Origin of the sequence: Bradyrhizobium sp. CER78 (assembly GCF_029846235.1) — a bacterium.
In the GTDB taxonomy this organism is placed as follows: Bacteria; Pseudomonadota; Alphaproteobacteria; order Rhizobiales; family Xanthobacteraceae; genus Bradyrhizobium.
On record NZ_JARVWP010000022.1, the window covers coordinates 79,620 to 96,021 of the forward strand.

At 65.6% G+C, this 16,402-nt stretch carries 13 protein-coding genes and 1 tRNA gene; 4 read left to right on the top strand and 10 right to left on the bottom strand.

The window, feature by feature from the left end; translation table 11 throughout:
• Positions 1–49: 49 nt before the first annotated feature.
• The 4 genes from QDT69_RS32780 to mobB form a co-directional block, all read right to left on the bottom strand.
• Positions 50–328 (bottom strand): hypothetical protein, encoded by a 279-nt coding sequence (locus QDT69_RS32780; protein WP_279710601.1) that lies wholly within the window; start codon positions 326–328, stop codon positions 50–52.
• 91 nt (positions 329–419) lie between these two features.
• Positions 420–2,075: an OFA family MFS transporter gene (locus QDT69_RS32785; protein WP_279710602.1), complete on the bottom strand. Its 1,656-nt coding sequence runs from the start codon at positions 2,073–2,075 to the stop codon at positions 420–422.
• 322 nt (positions 2,076–2,397) lie between these two features.
• Entirely contained in the window at positions 2,398–2,667 is a 270-nt protein-coding gene (locus QDT69_RS32790; protein WP_279710603.1) for a sulfurtransferase TusA family protein, read from the bottom strand.
• A gap of 57 nt (positions 2,668–2,724) precedes the next feature.
• Positions 2,725–3,252, bottom strand: coding sequence for a molybdopterin-guanine dinucleotide biosynthesis protein B (mobB, locus tag QDT69_RS32795; protein WP_279710604.1), 528 nt, complete (start codon positions 3,250–3,252; stop codon positions 2,725–2,727).
• A gap of 262 nt (positions 3,253–3,514) precedes the next feature.
• On the opposite strand from mobB, the gene QDT69_RS32800 reads away from it, so the two are divergent.
• Complete coding sequence (locus tag QDT69_RS32800) at positions 3,515–3,826, top strand: hypothetical protein (RefSeq protein WP_279710605.1); 312 nt, start codon at positions 3,515–3,517, stop codon at positions 3,824–3,826.
• A gap of 244 nt (positions 3,827–4,070) precedes the next feature.
• On the opposite strand, the gene QDT69_RS32805 is transcribed toward QDT69_RS32800, so the two are convergent.
• Both QDT69_RS32805 and QDT69_RS32810 read right to left on the bottom strand, forming a co-directional pair.
• Positions 4,071–6,125, bottom strand: a complete 2,055-nt coding sequence (locus tag QDT69_RS32805) for a molybdopterin biosynthesis protein (RefSeq protein WP_279710606.1) — start codon at positions 6,123–6,125, stop codon at positions 4,071–4,073.
• 9 nt (positions 6,126–6,134) lie between these two features.
• Positions 6,135–7,244: a molybdopterin-binding protein gene (locus QDT69_RS32810; protein WP_279710607.1), complete on the bottom strand. Its 1,110-nt coding sequence runs from the start codon at positions 7,242–7,244 to the stop codon at positions 6,135–6,137.
• 183 nt (positions 7,245–7,427) lie between these two features.
• Here QDT69_RS32810 and QDT69_RS32815 point away from each other — a divergent pair, with 183 nt between their 5' ends.
• The gene (locus QDT69_RS32815) at positions 7,428–8,639 is read left to right on the top strand and encodes an ABC transporter substrate-binding protein (protein ID WP_279710608.1); all 1,212 of its coding nucleotides are present in this window, start codon (positions 7,428–7,430) and stop codon (positions 8,637–8,639) included.
• Positions 8,640–8,762: 123 nt separating this feature from the next.
• On the opposite strand, the gene QDT69_RS32820 is transcribed toward QDT69_RS32815, so the two are convergent.
• The gene (locus QDT69_RS32820; RefSeq protein WP_279710609.1) at positions 8,763–9,731 is read right to left on the bottom strand and encodes a TAXI family TRAP transporter solute-binding subunit; all 969 of its coding nucleotides are present in this window, start codon (positions 9,729–9,731) and stop codon (positions 8,763–8,765) included.
• A gap of 119 nt (positions 9,732–9,850) precedes the next feature.
• Here QDT69_RS32820 and QDT69_RS32825 point away from each other — a divergent pair, with 119 nt between their 5' ends.
• Positions 9,851–10,819, top strand: a complete 969-nt coding sequence (locus tag QDT69_RS32825; RefSeq protein ID WP_279710610.1) for a tripartite tricarboxylate transporter substrate binding protein — start codon at positions 9,851–9,853, stop codon at positions 10,817–10,819.
• A gap of 112 nt (positions 10,820–10,931) precedes the next feature.
• Positions 10,932–11,007 (top strand) — tRNA-Ile (locus tag QDT69_RS32830).
• A 264-nt stretch (positions 11,008–11,271) separates the two neighbouring features.
• On the opposite strand, the gene QDT69_RS32835 is transcribed toward QDT69_RS32830, so the two are convergent.
• From QDT69_RS32835 to QDT69_RS32845, 3 genes are all read right to left on the bottom strand, one after another.
• Positions 11,272–11,655 carry a hypothetical protein gene (locus QDT69_RS32835; RefSeq protein WP_279710611.1) on the bottom strand — a complete coding sequence of 128 codons (384 nt, stop codon included), beginning with the start codon at positions 11,653–11,655 and terminating at the stop codon, positions 11,272–11,274.
• Positions 11,656–12,108: 453 nt separating this feature from the next.
• Positions 12,109–15,627 (bottom strand): DEAD/DEAH box helicase, encoded by a 3,519-nt coding sequence (locus tag QDT69_RS32840; RefSeq protein ID WP_279710612.1) that lies wholly within the window; start codon positions 15,625–15,627, stop codon positions 12,109–12,111.
• Positions 15,611–16,393, bottom strand: a complete 783-nt coding sequence (locus tag QDT69_RS32845) for a Hachiman antiphage defense system protein HamA (protein WP_279710613.1) — start codon at positions 16,391–16,393, stop codon at positions 15,611–15,613. The genes QDT69_RS32840 and QDT69_RS32845 overlap by 17 nt, the downstream gene beginning before the upstream one ends.
• Positions 16,394–16,402: the final 9 nt, after the last annotated feature.

A 16,402-nucleotide genomic window follows, 5' to 3' on the forward strand; every position in this document is an offset into this window, starting at 1 on the left:
ACGGCGTGCTCTCTCAACTCAATCCTCGTCGCATTCAGAGCGCCGTTGCTCAGCTCTTGCCCATGCAATCCGAAATGTAGAACCAGCGGTCGTCGCCGGTCAGGCCCTTCTGCTTGACCTCTTTGCGGCAGGCCTTCAGCTTGGGCTTGTTGGCGCGCCACTGCGCCCTCATCTCCTTCAGCTTCTCCATCGTCAGCTTCATCTTCGACGGCTTGGCCGTCGTGGTCGCGGCCTGTGCCGGCGCGGCCGGCGCCGTGGTCTGGGCCGACGCGGCGTGAAGCCCCAGGGCGAGCAGCGCGGCGGCAAGACATATCCGGGTGCAAGACATTGAAATCCCCCAATCCCATTTCTGTTTATTGAAATAAAGCGAACGCCGCGGGCGCCGGAGCATCGGCAACCCGCGGCGATAATTGTCGCGATCAGAGAATTTTGACCGCGCTGAGCAGCGTCATGTAGATGCCCCAGGCCAGCGGAATGCCGACGAAAAGCCAGAACAGCGCAGCCTTGGCATCGAGCCCGCCGAACCCGATCCCGTAGGAACCGTGCGGTCCGGCCGCATCGGCGCTGGCGCTCGCCGACTGCAGCTTGGCCACCTCGGCGTCGCTCATGTGCCACTTCGAATCGACCGGCTTGATCATGTAGTTGCAGATGAAGCCGGCGATCAGCATGCCGCACAGGATGTACATCGTCGTGTTGTAGAGTTGGTCGCGCGGCACGCCGGCGGCCAGCTGGAATTCACGCAGATAGTTCACTACCACCGGACCGATGATGCCCGCGGTCGACCACGCCGTCAGCAGGCGGCCGTGGATCGCGCCGACGAACTGCGTGCCGAACATGTCGGCGAGATAGGCCGGCACGGTGGCGAAGCCGCCGCCATACATCGACAGGATGATGCCGAAGCCGAGCACGAACAGCAGTTTCGATCCCATCGCCGCGAAGGTCGGCGCCAGCGCGTAGAGCACGATGCCGAGGATGAAGAAGGTATAATAGGTATTCTTGCGGCCGATCTTGTCCGACAGCGAGGCCCAGAAGAAGCGGCCGCCGATGTTAAACAGCGACAGCAGGCCGGCGAAGCCGGCCGCGATTGCCGCGATCTGCGCCTTCTGCGATGCGTCGAGCGCGTTGAAGCCGACATTGGGCAAACCGATCAGCTTGCCGGCGAAGATCTCCTGCAACATCGGCGAGGCCATGCCGATCACGCCGATGCCGGCCGACACATTGAGACAGAGCACCCCCCAGATCAGCCAGAATTGCGGTGTCTTGTGCGCGTTGTCGAGATGCACGTTCTTGGTCGAGATCATCGCATTGGCCTTCGCCGGCGGCGTCCAGCCCTCGGGCTGCCAGCCAGCCGGCGGGATGCGATAGCGGAATGCGCCGATCATCATGAAGACGAAGTAGATCGCGCCCATGGCGAGAAAGGTTTCCCAGACGCCGACCGAGGTCGGAGTCCTGAAATAGTTCATCAGCTTGTCGGCGAGCGGCGCGCCGATCATCGCGCCGCCGCCGAAGCCCATGATTGCCATGCCGGTCGCCATGCCGCGGCGGTCGGGAAACCATTTCACCAGCGTCGACACCGGCGAGATGTAGCCGAGGCCGAGACCGACCCCGCCGATTACGCCCGAGCCGAGCCACATCAGCCAGAGCTGGTGGGTGTAGACACCAAGTGCGCCGATCACGAGGCCGCCGGCCCAGCACAATGCCGCGACGAAGCCGGCTTTGCGCGGACCGACCTTCTCGAGCCAGCCGCCCCAGATCGCAGCGGAGACGCCGAGCAGCACGAAGAACAGGGTATACATCCAGCCGAGGCTCGCGACCTTCCAGTCGCAAGTGGTCGTGAACAACTCCTGCACCAGCGAAATGTCCGGGCACGCCTTCGGCGCGGTCAGCCCGATCGCGCGCGACAGCGGCAGCCAGAACACCGAGAAGCCATAGGCCATGCCGATGCACAGATGGATGCACAGCGCGGCCGGCGGCACCAGCCAGCGGTTGAAGCCAGCGGTCGCGATCGTGTGTTCCTTGTCAAGGAAACCTGCGCTTGCCGCGGATACGCGTCCGGCGCTGCTCACTGCGGTCATTGATACCTCCCCTGCAGCCGCCATTACGTCAGGCGCATCTGCGTCTTCGATCCCGTCTCAGCCCTTGCAGCTGCCGTCAGGCAGCTGCGCCGCACATTCCCTCGATGCGCCGGGACCAACCACGCGCATTTCCGGGAATGTTAACCCCCAATCCGATCGGATATGCCAAGCCGTGCAGCCTGAACTGGACGCAGGCCGGCCGTTGTCCGTCGGTGTGCCCACATCCGGGCACAACTCCACCTCCGCGATCCGGCGGAGATTATCAATTCGCGCAGAATGGAAAATAGGTGTCGATAGGCAAATGGTAGAAATCAAGCTGCATCTAGCGCGTACGCGGCGCTGCAGCATTTGAAATATCTATCGTTCCATTCATCTTCTCGATCAGAAAAACGATCCGGATATCGCTTCGTTCGGTGATCTCGACCTTGTCGCCGGTCTCCTGGATCAGGGCCGGGATGTCGATCACCGAAAGCGGATCGGTGCAGTGCACTTCGAGGAAATCTCCCGCCGTTACGCTCCTGAGGGCCTTGCGCGTCTTCAGCGCGGGCAGCGGGCATTTCAGGCCGGTGAGATCAAGCTTGGTCGTCGTCATGGCGCGACCATGGCGAAGCGGCTGCGCATCGTCAACGGCGGCACCGTCCCACCCTGCTTAGTTTTCGACCGAGGCCGATGCGAGCACATCGTCGACCGGAATCGCCGAACGCAGCATCAATTCGGCCACGTCCTCGATGTCATCGAGATGCACGACCGGCAGCGTGGTCTTAACGGCAACATCGCTGGCGATCCCGACCACGCGCGGGTCGTCGGGGAACAGCAGCGGCTTGCCGTTGGCGGCGCGATACACCTCGATCTTGCTGACCGGCTCGCGCTTGAATCCCTCGACCACGACCAGGTCGACGCGCGCCATCTTGGCGAGCAATTCCGGCAGCCGCGGCTCGCTCGCGCCGCGCAATTCGTGCATCAGCGCCCAGCGCCGGGTCGAGGACACCAGCACCTCGGTCGCGCCGGCCTGCCGGTGCACCCAGGAGTCCTTGCCGGGCACGTCGACATCGAATTCGTGATGGGCGTGCTTGATCACGGAGACGCGCAAGCCCCGGCCCAGCAGATGGGGGATCACCCGCGACAGCAGGGTGGTCTTTCCGGCGCCGCTCCACCCTGCGAGGCCAATCACTTTCATCCACGTCTCCGAAGCCATCTAACGTCCAATGCTGCTTATATCAGCGCTGATGCAATGTCATGCCAGCCTTGCCGGCGGGATTTGGCGGGACCGTCCGTCCCTGGGGATCGCCTTCAGAGCTTCTCGGGGTTGAACGGCAGCGGACCGGCCACGGCGGCCGATGCGCCGCACCGGACTAACGTCGGTCCAACAGATATACCTCGAAGTTTCCACTGCGCGGGGCGACCGGAACGCGATAAAATTGCATTATCGGAGACCACCTATGTCGCGCTCGCCTTCGATCGTGCCGCATCAGATCGACCACGACACCTATCTCGTGCTGAACGATTTCGGTCGGCTTGGCCGTGCCTGGTGCGAGACCGACGAAGAAGGCGCCGACCGGAAAACGCTGATCCGGCGCCTGCTGGATGACCAATACAGCCATCCGGTCCGCATCGTGGCCTTCAACACCAACGAGGGATGGTCCCGCGACGTGACGACCGACATCGCCGACGAGCTTCGGCGCCGTTTCGTCGAATACGAAGAGGTCCCGCGCTCCGTGCTGGAGTTCGTGGAGACCGCCATGCGGCACTGAGCCGGAGCCTCGATGTCGCGAGGCCACGAAGCGGCGTCCCCACCCACATCTGTCATCGCCCGGCTCGACCGCGCGATCCAGTACGCCGCGGCCTCTCGGCTCAAGCACTACGGCCTCTGGAATACTGGATCACCCGCTTTCGCTTTCGCGGGTAATGACACTGCCTGTTTGACGTCTAGAATCCAGAACCATCCACCGCCGTCGTCCCGGCGAAAGCCAGGACGACGGCGGTGGATGCGGAGCACTACGCCGGCCCGAACCCCGCCGCCGTCAGCGCAGCGCGACCCTGCTCCGATGCCAGCGCGTCGAGAAAGGCCTGCACTGCGGGCCGCTGCTTGCGCGCCGTCACCAGCGCGAAGTCGTAATGCTCTTCGGCGAGCGGAATGAAACCGAGCCCGGACGCGTGCGCGACCGGCGCGATGGTCATGCCCCAGTCGGCGCGGTGCTGCGCCACCGCGGCCGCAACCGCGTTGTGCGAGCGCGGCTGATTCCAGTAGCCGTCGGGCCGGCTGCCGGCCAGCAGGCGATCGATCAGGATACGCGTGCCGGCGCCCTGGTTGCGGTTGACCATGATGCAGGAGGGATCGGCGAGCGCGGCGCGCACCGCCTGCTCTGCGCTCAAGCCGGCAAAGCGCTTGTCGTCCCGACGGAACACGATGCCCTGCATGCGCCGCCAGCCCGGCACGAGTTCGAGGCCATCGGCCAGATACGGCGTGTTGTAGGTCCCGGTCTTGTCGTCGAACAGATGGATCGGGGCGAGATCGCATTCGCCGCGCTTGGCGGCCGCGAGCCCTCCGAGACTGCCGACCGCGATCGAACGCACCACAAGGCCGGCATGCGCCAGCGGTGCAGTGACGAGATCGAGCCCGGTGCAATGGCTGCCGACGATGACGAGATCGGGCACCCGCACATGCGGCGTGAACAGCGTCACCTCGGCGTCGCTGCCGGCCGGCATCTGGTCGGCCAGCGCCTCGATCTTCAGGAAGCCGTCGGCCTGCGCAAACGACGTGATCGCGCCCGAGCCCTTGCCGCCGGGATAAGCAATCAGACCGTCGGCGCCCTCGACCAGCGACACCATCACGAACTCGGTGCGTCCGAGCTCGGAGGCGATGCGCACCGGCACCCTGGCCGCGACCTTGGCATCCGAGCGCGGCGGCAGGCCGGCCAACCGCCGCAGCACCGGCACGATCATGTCGTGGAAGGTGAACATCGCTGAGGTCGGAAAGCCCGGCAGGATCACCACCGGCTTGCCGTCGCACACCGCAAGGCACAGCGGCTTGCCGGGTTTGAGCGCCACGCCATGCGCGATGATGCCGGGCTTGCCGAGCCTTGCGATGATCCGGTGCGAGACGTCGCCCGCACCCTTGGAGGTGCCGCCGGACAGCACCAGCATGTCGCTCTCCGCCAGCGCCTTGCGCATCGCGGCTTCGAGCATGGCCTCATTGTCGGCAATCGCACCGAGGAATGCCGCATCACCGCCGTTCTCGGCAATCGCCGCGGTGACGATCGCACCATTGGTGTCGTAGATCGCAGCCGGCCGCAGCGTCTCGCCCGGCTGCACCAGTTCGTCGCCGGTCGAGAGGATCGCAACGCGGGGACGGCGCACCACCGCGACTTCGGCGATGCCGCAGGCCGCGAGCATGCCGATCTCGCGCGAGCCGATGATCGTTCCCGCGCGCAGCAGCGCCTCGCCGCGCGCGATGTCCGAGCCGGCATAGGACACGAACTGTCCGGGCGATGCCGCACGCCGGACCTCGATGGCGTCGTTGCCGCCCCCTTGGCCGACTGGCTGGGTGTGCTCAACCATCACGATCGCATCCGCACCGCGCGGCACCGGGCCGCCGGTCGCAATCGCAGTGGCAGTGCCCGGGAGCACCGGCAGGGCCGGCGCGGTGCCGCACGAAATCGTCTCGCCGTTCAGCGCGAGCTGCACCGGCGCGCCCTCGCCTGCGCGCGCAAGATCGGCGGAGCGCACCGCAAAGCCGTCGACATTGGAGCGATCGAACGGCGGCACGTCGATCGGCGCCATCACGTCTTCCGCCAGCGCACGGCCGAGTGCATCGGCGAGCCGCCGCGCCTCGGACGGCAATTGGCGCGGGAACAGCGCCGTCTCGAAGCGCGCGATCGCCTCCTCGCGCGCCAGGATGGTCAGGAACTGGTCCTGCTCGAAGTGGGAGCTGTCGTTCCGGGGCGATGCGCCAGCATCGAACCCGGAATCTCGAGATTCCGGGTTCGCGCTACCGCGCGCCCCGGAATGACGATGCTGCTTATGGTCGGTCGATGTCGGCATCTCGGTCATCTCGGGAACTCACTCCCGCAATATATAGGCATCGACGACCGTGCCCGCAGCGAAGCCTTCGGAAGCGCCGGGCACGATCAGCAGGCCTTCGGCGCGCGAGATGGCGTCGAGCGACAGGTCGCCGATCGCAAGCGTGGCCCAGCTCCCGTCCTGACGCGTCAGCAGCACGATTTCAGCTATCCCGACGCCGGAGGCGATCTTGCGTTCCAGCGGCAGCGCCAGCGTCTTGCGCGGGTGCCGGACCGACAAACGATCGAGCAGGGGAAGCGCAATCGCCCACCAGGCCGCGAATGCCTGATCCGGCGCGCCGGGCAGAGCGACGACCGGCGTTGCATCGACGCGGCCGACCGCCGTGGTGCGCCCGGGCTGCAACGCAATGCCGTGCGCGATCAGCGTGCCGCGCGCCGCCAGCGCATTCACCGCGGCATCGTTGCGGCCAACGCCGGTGCCGCCGATCGTGACGATCAGGTCGCAACCATCTGCCGCGAGCGCGTTGGCAATCGCGGTCACATCCGGCGCCACCTCGGCGCAGACGATTTCAGTGCCCGCGAACTGCGCAGTGTCAGCGATCAGCTGCGCGGTCAGCTGACCGTTGGAGGTGTTGACGATACGAAGCCGTGGCCGTCGCACACGCAACAGGTCCAGCCCGGCCGCGCGTGCGAGCAGCAGACCGCGCGGCAGCAGCGGCTCACCGGCCGCGATCACGGCACGCCCGATCGCAATATCGCTGCCGGCACGCCGGACGCCCTGCCCCGGGATGGCTTCGGCCAGCACCTGCGCCAACGGACCGGAGCTGTCGACGGCATCGGCATCGACCACGCAGTCAGTGCCGTCGGGCATCGCCGCGCCGGCCTCGACCCAGACCGGGAGCGCGGCGAGCGGCAGCGGTGCGTAGGAGGACGCACCGACCAGGTCATTGGCACGCATCGCCCAACCGTCGCCGACGGCGACATCGTGCGGCGGATAGGCGCGCAAGGCCGGCATCTCGGCGGCAATGCATCGCAAGGCCTCGGCCGGCGGCAGTTCGATCGGCTGGACCGGCGCGAGGTTACGGAGCACGGCGGCCAGCGCCGCATCGAGCGGGGTGAGCGAAGCCGGAAGGCGCTGGGCAGTGACCATGGCCCGCTATGGACTGAATCGGCCCCGAAAGAAACTGCCTCGCACCGGTCCGGGCCTGCGTCATTAGACCGATGGCGCGTTGACGCGGACCCCAAACTAGTTGCAAAAGAAACCAATATAACCGGGTTCCAGAGACCCGGGACAACCATAATGGCCAATGCGCCAGTTCAGGAGGGAGACAGAATGAACGCCACCAGACTAGCCATGTTCGGGACGCTCGCAGCCGCGCTACTGGCCTCTTCGGCCGCATCGGCCCAGATATCCGACGACATCGTCAAGATCGGCGTGCTGACGGACATGAACGGCCCAGCCTCGACGCCGACCGGACAGGGCTCGGTCACCGCCGCGCAGATGGCGGTCGACGATTTCGGCGGCAAGGTGCTCGGCAAGCCGATCTCGGTGATCGTCGGCGATCACCAGCTCAAGCCGGACATCGGCGCGACCATCGCGCGGCGCTGGTATGACGTCGATCAGGTCGACCTCATCGTCGACGTGCCGGTCTCGGCGGTCGGCCTCGCGGTGCAGAACATCGCCAACGAGAAGAAGAAGCTGTTCATCACCCACTCGACCGGCGCGACCGATTTCCATGGCAAGTTCTGCTCGCCCTACGCCATGCAGTGGGTGTTCGACACTCGCGCGCTCGCGGTCGGCACCGCGCAGGAGGTCGTGAAGCGCGGCGGCGACAGCTGGTTCTTCATCACCGACGACTATGCGTTCGGTCATTCGCTGGAGAAGGACGCTTCCGCGATCGTGACGAAGAACGGCGGCAAGGTGCTCGGCGCGGTACGCCCGCCGTTTGCGACGCCCGATCTATCATCCTTCATTCTGCAGGCGCAGGCCTCGAAGGCCAAGATCATCGGCATCGCCGGCGGCCCGCCCAACAACACCAACGAAATCAAGACCGCTGCCGAGTTCGGCGTCTTTGCCGGCGGGCAGCAGATGGCCGCGCTGCTGGCCTTGATCACCGACGTCCACTCGATCGGGCTGTCGGCCGCGCAGGGCCTGCTGCTGACCACCTCGTTCTACTGGGACATGGACGACAAGACCCGGGAATGGTCGAAGCGCTATTTCGCCAAGATGAACCGGATGCCGACGATGTGGCAGGCCGGCGTCTACTCCTCGGTGACCGCCTATCTGAACGCGATCAAGGACAGCGGCACCGACGATCCGCTCAAGGTCGCGGCCAAGATGCGCGAGAAGCCGGTCGAGGATTTCTTCGCCCGCAACGGCAAGCTGCGCGAGGACAATCTGATGGTGCACGATCTCTGGCTGGTGCAGGTCAAGATCCCGTCCGAGTCGAAGTATCCGTGGGACTATTACAAGATCCTGGCCAAGATCTCGGGCGAGGATGCGTTCGGCCCGCCGGATCCGGCGTGTTCGATGGTGAAGAAATAACTGCCAGCAGTCATTCCGGGGCGATGCGTCAGCATCGAACCCGGAATCTCGAGATTCCGGGTTCGCGCTTCGCGCGCCCCGGAATGACCTCTGCATAGACGCAACGACGCGTCCATGCAGAGATCACTTCGCCACCCCGATCTCTCGGAAATATCTCAGCACGCCGGGGTGGATCAGATTGAGATCGGGCGCGGCGGCGATGGTGTTCGCCGCCGTGGTCTCGCAGGCCTGCGCAAGCTTCTTGCAGAAATCGGCCTCGACGCCATGTAGTGTCTTCGCCAGCCGATAGGCGACATCGTCGGACAGGCTCTCGCGCACCAGGATGTAGCTCCAGGAGCCGACCGAAGAGATGGCTTCCGTCTGCTTCGGATAGCTGCCGGCGGGGATCGTCAGCGGCTTCAGGAAGGTGTGCCTGGCACGGATGCGCGCGATCTCGTCCGCGGTCGGCGCAATGAAGCGCGCGCCGCTTGCGCTCTCGGCCATCTTGCTGAAACCGGGCCAGCCAATGCCGGCGCCCCACAGCGCCGCCGCGCGGCCGTCCTCGACCATCGCGGGTCCGTCGCCGGCGCGATCGAGATAGATCGATTTGAAGTCCTCGTCCTGCTTCAACCCGATGCCGTCGAGGATATAGCGCGACAGGATCGGCAGGCCGGAGCCCTTGGCGCCGAACGCGACGGACTGGCCGACCAGATCCTGGATCGTCTTGTAGCGACTGTCGGCGCGGACCACGAACATGCCCGGGCTCGAATACATCGCGGTGAGGATCTTCAGCTTGGTCGCCTTCGGCCGGCCGATGCCCATGAAGGCTTCATAGGACGGCTCGCCCGCAACGGTTGCGATGTCGACGCTGCCGGCCTCGAGCAGCGGAATGTTCTCGTTGGAGCCCTTGGTGTTGCGCGGCTCGATCGACAGCGTCGGATCGGCCGCATTCATCACCTCGGCGAACGCATTGCCATAGAGCGGAAAGCCGCCGCCCGGCGTCGCGGTGGCGAAACTGATCGTGGTTTTGGAAATGGTTTTGCCCCCCTCTTGCGCCGCCGCGCCGCCCGCGAGCAGCAGCACGCCGGCGCAAATCATAACAGCGAATTTCATCCCGAGCCTCAAGCATTGCACACGAGTCCAACTATCGTCGCACGGGCGGGGTCGTAGGCAAAGGCAGGGTTTTGTGAAACCATGACGGCAACAGTCACAAGAAAATGACGGGAGAGACGATGATCCGGTTCGTACGTGCTGCTCTGCTTGGTTTGGCCTGCTGTCTTGCTTCGCTCAGCCCCTCATCCGCATCCGACTATCCGAACCGGCCGGTGCGCTGGCTGATCGGGTTTGCCGCCGGCGGCCCGGTCGACATCGTCGCCCGCATCATGAGCCAGTGGCTGTCGGATCATCTCGGCCAGCAATTCGTGGTCGAGAACCGCACCGGCTCCGGCGGCAACATCGCGGCCGCAGCCGCGATCAACTCGCCGGCCGACGGTTACACGCTGCTGTTCGTCGCACCCAACAATGCGATCTCGACCTCGCTCTACAAGAAGCTGCCCTACGACTTCCTGCGCGACACCACACCGGTCGCCAGCATCATGCAGCTCACCAACATGCTGGTGGTCTCGAATGCGATGCCGGTGAAGACGGTTCAGGAGTTCATCGACTATTGCAGGGCCAATCCGGGCAAGATCGCCTACGCCTCGTCCGGCTACGGCACCTCGGTGCATATGTCGGCCGAGCTGTTCAAGGCGATGACCAAGTGCGACATGCAGCACGTGCCGTATCGGGGATCGGCGATCGCCTTCCCCGACATCATCTCCAACAAGGTGCAGCTGATCTTCGACAATCTGCCGTCGGCGCTGGAGCAGTCGCGCGGCGGCAGCGTCCGCGCGCTCGGCGTCACCTCGCCGCAGCGCTGGCCGAGCGTGCCCGACGTGCCCGCGATCGCCGAAACGGTGCCGGGCTTCGAGGCGGTCGGGTTCTACGGCATCTCAGCGCCGAAGGGCACTCCGCCGGAGATCGTCGACGCGCTGAACAAGGCCGTCGGCGAGGCCCTGAAGGACCCCAAGCTGGTGGCGCGCCTCGCCGAGGCAGGCGGCATCCCGAAGCCGATGACCCCGGCCGAATTCGGCAAGTTGGTGGCCGATGAGACCGAGAAATGGCGCAAGGTCGTCGAGTTCGCCGGCGTCTCGGTCGATTGAGGCGTGAGTGGCCGTCATGGGCGGATCGGGGCGGCATTGCCGAAACCCGACGCAACCTGTAAACGGAGCCCGCACCGTTGCCGGCCGCCCCCCCGCGGCCCGCAAGGCGGCGGGGCCTGTAGCTCAATGGTTAGAGCCGGCCGCTCATAACGGTCTGGTTGCAGGTTCGAGTCCTGCCGGGCCCACCAAGAATATCCGTGTTGTGCGGACACTTTGAAAACGACTCGATTTCACCCTTAAGAACGACTCGATTTCGTTTTGAATACGACTCGATCTTAGATCTCCCTGAAACGCCTATCGAATTTCCCCTCGATTTTTTCGTCGATTTTTGAGCTGGAAAAAAGTCAGGGGGGTCTAATCAGCTTCGTTGCGTTCTTTGACGCCTGCATAAGCGAGGGCTCTCACCACCCTGAGTAGGTCCTCGAGGGTCCGGAGTATCTTTTTCTCAACCATCAAGGTCCCCGAGGCGTGGCGTGCTGATCGGTAGCCAAGCCTCGTTCTACAATCCTTCTCGCCGCCCGCCTCAACCGTACTCGCGCGTCGTATCCGCCAAAATCGACGCCCTCCGCCAAGTAGAACGGCGACGAATTGCGAAGCCGCACCATCTCGCGGTCGCGGCTGACAAGCCTGGACGCAAGCTCTTTCGTCGGAAGCGCAAGTAGCTCCTCCCACTCGCGCACGAACGGCCAGTCGACGAATTGGTCCGCTTGGCGCGCGTGGGCGATCTTGGCCCTTTCAACCAGCGACGGGTCGCGACGAACCATCCGCACGATCAGCCGATGCATCATCAGCTTCGCGGTGTCCCCGACCACTCCCTCGTTCACTTCGCCGGCCATCTGGAACGTCCTTTGTTCCGCAAATATAAGCTCCGCAACCGGCCGACGGAAGTCTTCCTATTTCCGTGGTTTACGCCGTGCGAGCCAGTTTGACCCACTGTGGCAGGCTTTTGCGGCGCCTGTTCTTTACCTTCGAAGCCCAGGACGAGGCGTTCCCGGATGGCCAGAGCGTCCTAGAGGAGCCCTCCAATTCCAATTCGGCCCTTAACCATAATGAAGCGACGTCAGCGACCCCTTTCTGGCTATGTATAATTGGGGGGACGCACTTCGCAGGTGATGCGGGATGTCGCGGAGCCGCAGCGCCCGGATCCGGGGGCCGGTCTGGCCTCGTTGACTACCATCGGCGCGAGGGTCGTCCAGGAGGCCCTGCCCGTATTCCGGCCGCAGGTTCGACGTCCGTAGCCAGTCCGCGCACGTGAGGGGCGCACCTGCCGACGTGGTGGGCCATCCCTCCTATGGGCCGGCGCCGGCGTTGAAATCGTCCGGACCGAAGTAGGAGACGTCGATCTTGCCCATGTGATGCGAGACCTGGGCGCGCGCCAGGCCGATCCGTCCTGGGTTGAGGGCGGCCTGTACCATGCCGAGCGGCGTGCCGTCGGCGGCGAGCACGCGCGGGTGACCGCCGAAGTCGTGGATCTGGACCGCCGTGCCCGGCGGCGGCGCCGCCCCGAGCCACGCCACCTTCGTCGTGTATCCGCGTTTGGCCCACGTGCGGTTGTCGCTTCGCCTGAAGCTTTGTAGGAATTCCGTCCACATGGCCTTCGTCTCGACGGTGGGCCAATCGGCGAGCGCGCTCCGGGCGATGACGTCCTTCGATGCCAGCCACTGTCGCAGCTCCTGGCCGTTGCCGAAGGTGGCGCCGGTGTCAGTCACGGCCTTGATGGCCGCGAGCCGCGAGTTGAAGCCCGCCTGGATGAGGATCGAGGCGGACCGGTTCAGCGTTCCGGTCTCCACGGCGGAGACCGCATGGCCGAGCTCGAAGTCGGTCATCTCAAGGCCGTCGACAGTGTCGCCGTGGGTCGCGGCGCGGACCCGTATAGCCTCGAGCGCCCACGGCAGACGGAAGACCAGTCCGCCCTCGACGAACTGCAACGTTTCCGCCTCCCGGCCGACGGCCATGGTCGCGAGCGGGCGACCCAGCAGCCACGCCCGCAGCACTCCCTGCCAATCGTCCGGCATCGTGTCGGGGATGAACGGATAGAACGTGAAGACGAGATCGGCTATGCCCGTGATCGCGGTGATCGCCGCGTCGGCGTCGCCCATCAGGATGGCGGCGTTGGCTTGGACCAGGAGTGGGTTCGCCTCCGCCGCGATGGCGTCGAGCGCATGTCCGGCGGAAAGTCCGAGGCCGGCGAGAAAGTAGGCGCGACGGCGTGTTGCGTTCGATTGTTTCCAGATGAGCCGGCTGCGCGTGACCAGGCCCGCCCTGAAGATGCGCCGGGACGCCTCGTTGTAGCGATGCAGGCGTCGGTGCCAGAGGGAGGACTGCAGGATGTCGTCGAGCGCGGCCTCGATTCCGTCGTCCGGGACGTCGTTCTCGCCGATGAGACTCAGTATGGCCGTGTCGAGGGTCGCGATGTGGCGTTCCCACTCGGCGAGCGCCTTCTCTCGCGCTTCGGGTCTCTCGCGGGCGACCTCGGGAAAGCTCCATGCCGCGGCGTTGTTGACGACGTATTCCGTCAGGTGGTCGATGTCGCCGCCGATACGGGCGTGCATCCTGTTCAGGAGCGCGGTGATCAGTTGGACCAGACCGCTCTCCATGTTGCGTGCGCCGAGATCGTCGATCAGCCCTTCCCAACTCTGGCGCTTCTTCGCGACATCGTCGAACATGGGAAACAGCACGATGCCTTCGACGTCGACATAGGCCCGGCCGGCGCGCCCGATGACGTTCTTGAACTCGGAGACGTCGATCCGTTCGCCGGCGCGATGCAGCGAGTGCATGATCACGGCGGTCGCGGACAGGTTCAGCCCCTGCGCCAGCGTCGGCGACGAGATGGTGACTTTGAGGACGTTCTCGCGCAACAGCCGCTCGATCTCCTTGCGGTAGGCGGTCGGCAGCGCACCGTGGTGCAGCGCCACCCCGATGCGGAGGCACTTGAGGATGGCGCTGTCTGCGCCGAGCCACTCCTGGCCGAGCGCGATCGCGGTCTTCAGAACCGAAGGGTCGGCTTCGAGCAGCGATCGAAGCGCGCCGCGCTCATGCAGGTCGACGATGACGTCGGCGAAAGGCTCGACGCTCTTGCGCAGCGGGCAGAAGACGAGCACCGTCTGCTTGTCCTCGACTAGCCGCCAGGCCGTCGCGAGGCAGAGCTCCCGCTGATCCTGAGGAAACGGGATCTTGCGCTGGCGCTTCGGCCGCACCCACTTGGGCGGGGGCACCCCGACGAGAAAGCGACGGACCCATGGACGCTCGTCGCCCACCCGCAGGTTCAGCCGCGCGGTCGTCGTCGAGGGCGACCAGACGACCTCGCCGAACCGCAATCGGGTCGGCCGCCACTCGTTCTTGATCACGCCGCCCGGATGGTCTCGCCGCAGCCAGGCGGCGAAATCGTCGAGTTGCTTGCCGTCGGGCAGGATCGCGGACAGGCACACGATCCGTCGCTGCGCGGCGTCGGTCCGGCGCAGCAGCCGCTGGATCTGCACCTCGTAGCGGACCTCGCGCTCGTTAAGGCCGATCATGTGGCCTTCGTCGAACACCAGCAGGCCGACGTCGTCGAGCAGCGACGGATCGTTGCGGAGCGCGAAGTCGAGCTTCTCCGGCGTCGCGACGACGATGTCGCGTTCGCGGATTGCGTCTTCGTCGAAGCCGCTCGTGCCGATGCTGCCGTAGAGCGCCGATATCGTCTTGCCGAGCGGGCCGAAGGTCTGCTGCAGGGTGGTTTCGGTCTGGGCCGAAAGCGCGCGCAGCGGCGTGACGAAGACCACCCGCTTGTCGCCGGCGAGACAGCGCAGGATGCAGAGTTCCGCGATGCGGGTCTTCCCGGCGCTGGTCGGAAGCGAGACCACCAGATCGTCCGATTGGTCCACGGCTCGGCCGGCCGCATCCACCTGGGACGGCCAGAGGTCCATCTCCGCCCTGGTCCGGCTCTGCAGCAGCGCGATGAACAGCTCGCGCAGCCGCGGCCAATCGGCCGCGATGCCGCCCGCCGGTTGAAGCGGCACCCTTTCGTGGAAGGTGTTCGACCAAAGGTCCCGGATGAGGTGGATGGCGATACGGTGAGTCCACCATTGCGGCAACATGTTCAGTTCGCCGCAGATCGAAAGGCCGGTGCGGAGCCGCTCGACCGCCTGGTCGACCAGCGCGCGCTCCCCGCGCTCCACTGCCTGCACGAACAGGGACATCGCCGCCATGAACGAGTCCGTCAGCGCCATGTCGAGGCCGTCGAACAGGAACTCATCGCCCTCGTCTTCGCCCTCGGCGGCGCCGTCCATGGCGGCCTGGATGGCATGTGCGATGTGCTCGTCGCTGCCTTCTCCTGAGGCCCTGTAGTCGAGCACGGTACGGCGGAAGCCGCGGAAGTCGCGCCGCATGAGCAGGGCGAGCAGCCGCTCCGTCGGCGAGAAGTTCTCGTCGGCCTCGACGATCGCGAGCAGGGAGTAGGCACGCGCCGAAAGATGCGCGAGATGATAGCTGGCCGCAGCCATCACGAAATGGAAGTCGCGGTCGACCTCGCCGCGGTCGCCTTTGGCGATCACCGACTCGAGCGCGGTCGCGGCCTGTTCGAAGGCCATCCGGGCGCGCGCCGCGTCACCGCCGAGCTCGAGCAGGCGAAGCCCGAGTCCGAGCAGCGCGTATCCGTAGGAATGCAGATCGTAGCTGAGCTGGGGTGCGAAGGCAGGCGCGTCCGCCGGAAGGGCGCCGTCGCGCCAGATGATTGCGCGGGCCTGGCCGCGTGCGATCAGGTTTGCCCGAAAACCGGCGGTCGCCGCTTCCGCGATGTCGGCCGCGATCGCGTCAGGGTTTGTGGGCATCGGCGATCACCTTATCGTAGATATCGCCTATGAACTTGCTGTGGCCGTCCACGTGCAGGCCGAGCCCCCACTGGCCGATCTTGCCGGTGTAGTTCTGCAACGCGGTAGTCAGCAGCTTTTCCGGCGCGTTGCCGGTGAAGACGAACAGCAGATGCGTGACGCTCTGTGGCGGGATGGTGTGCTTGAGCAAGGCGTCGTCGATCGCGTCGGCGAGCCGCAAATCCTTCTTCATGTCCACCAGCCGCTCGGAAATGAACGTGAGCGCGTGGGCCGACGGCAGGCCGCCGTCCTTGTCCAGACCGGCACGCGCTTCGGCGAGCACCTTCGCTGTGAGCTTGGCGCGGCTCTTGGCTTCCGTCTTGAGGAAGCGGAGCCGCTGCGTCTTCACGTCCAACTGGATGGCGATGACGTCGTCGCCGCGCATCGCCATGTTGCGATGGTCCTTCCACCGCAGGCGCTTGATCGGCGCGCGATAGCCCCCGCTGTGCGCATCGATCCATTCCGTCGCGTAGATCTCGCCAAGATCGCCCGACCGGATCTGCTTCGTCGTCGGAAGCTTGCCCTCGATGAGGGCGGCGGCACGCGGCTTGCCGAGGCGGGCGAGCGCGCGGGCCACGTGTTCTTCGGACGCGTAGTGGCCCGGCACGATGGCCGCGGTCGCAGCGATGCCCGAGGCGAGCGTCGCCGGCTTTCCGGTCATGATGCGTCGAAAATGGGTTCCGACCTTCCCGTCGGCCGAACTGCACCAATCGTTGAACTGCGCCACTCCGGTTCG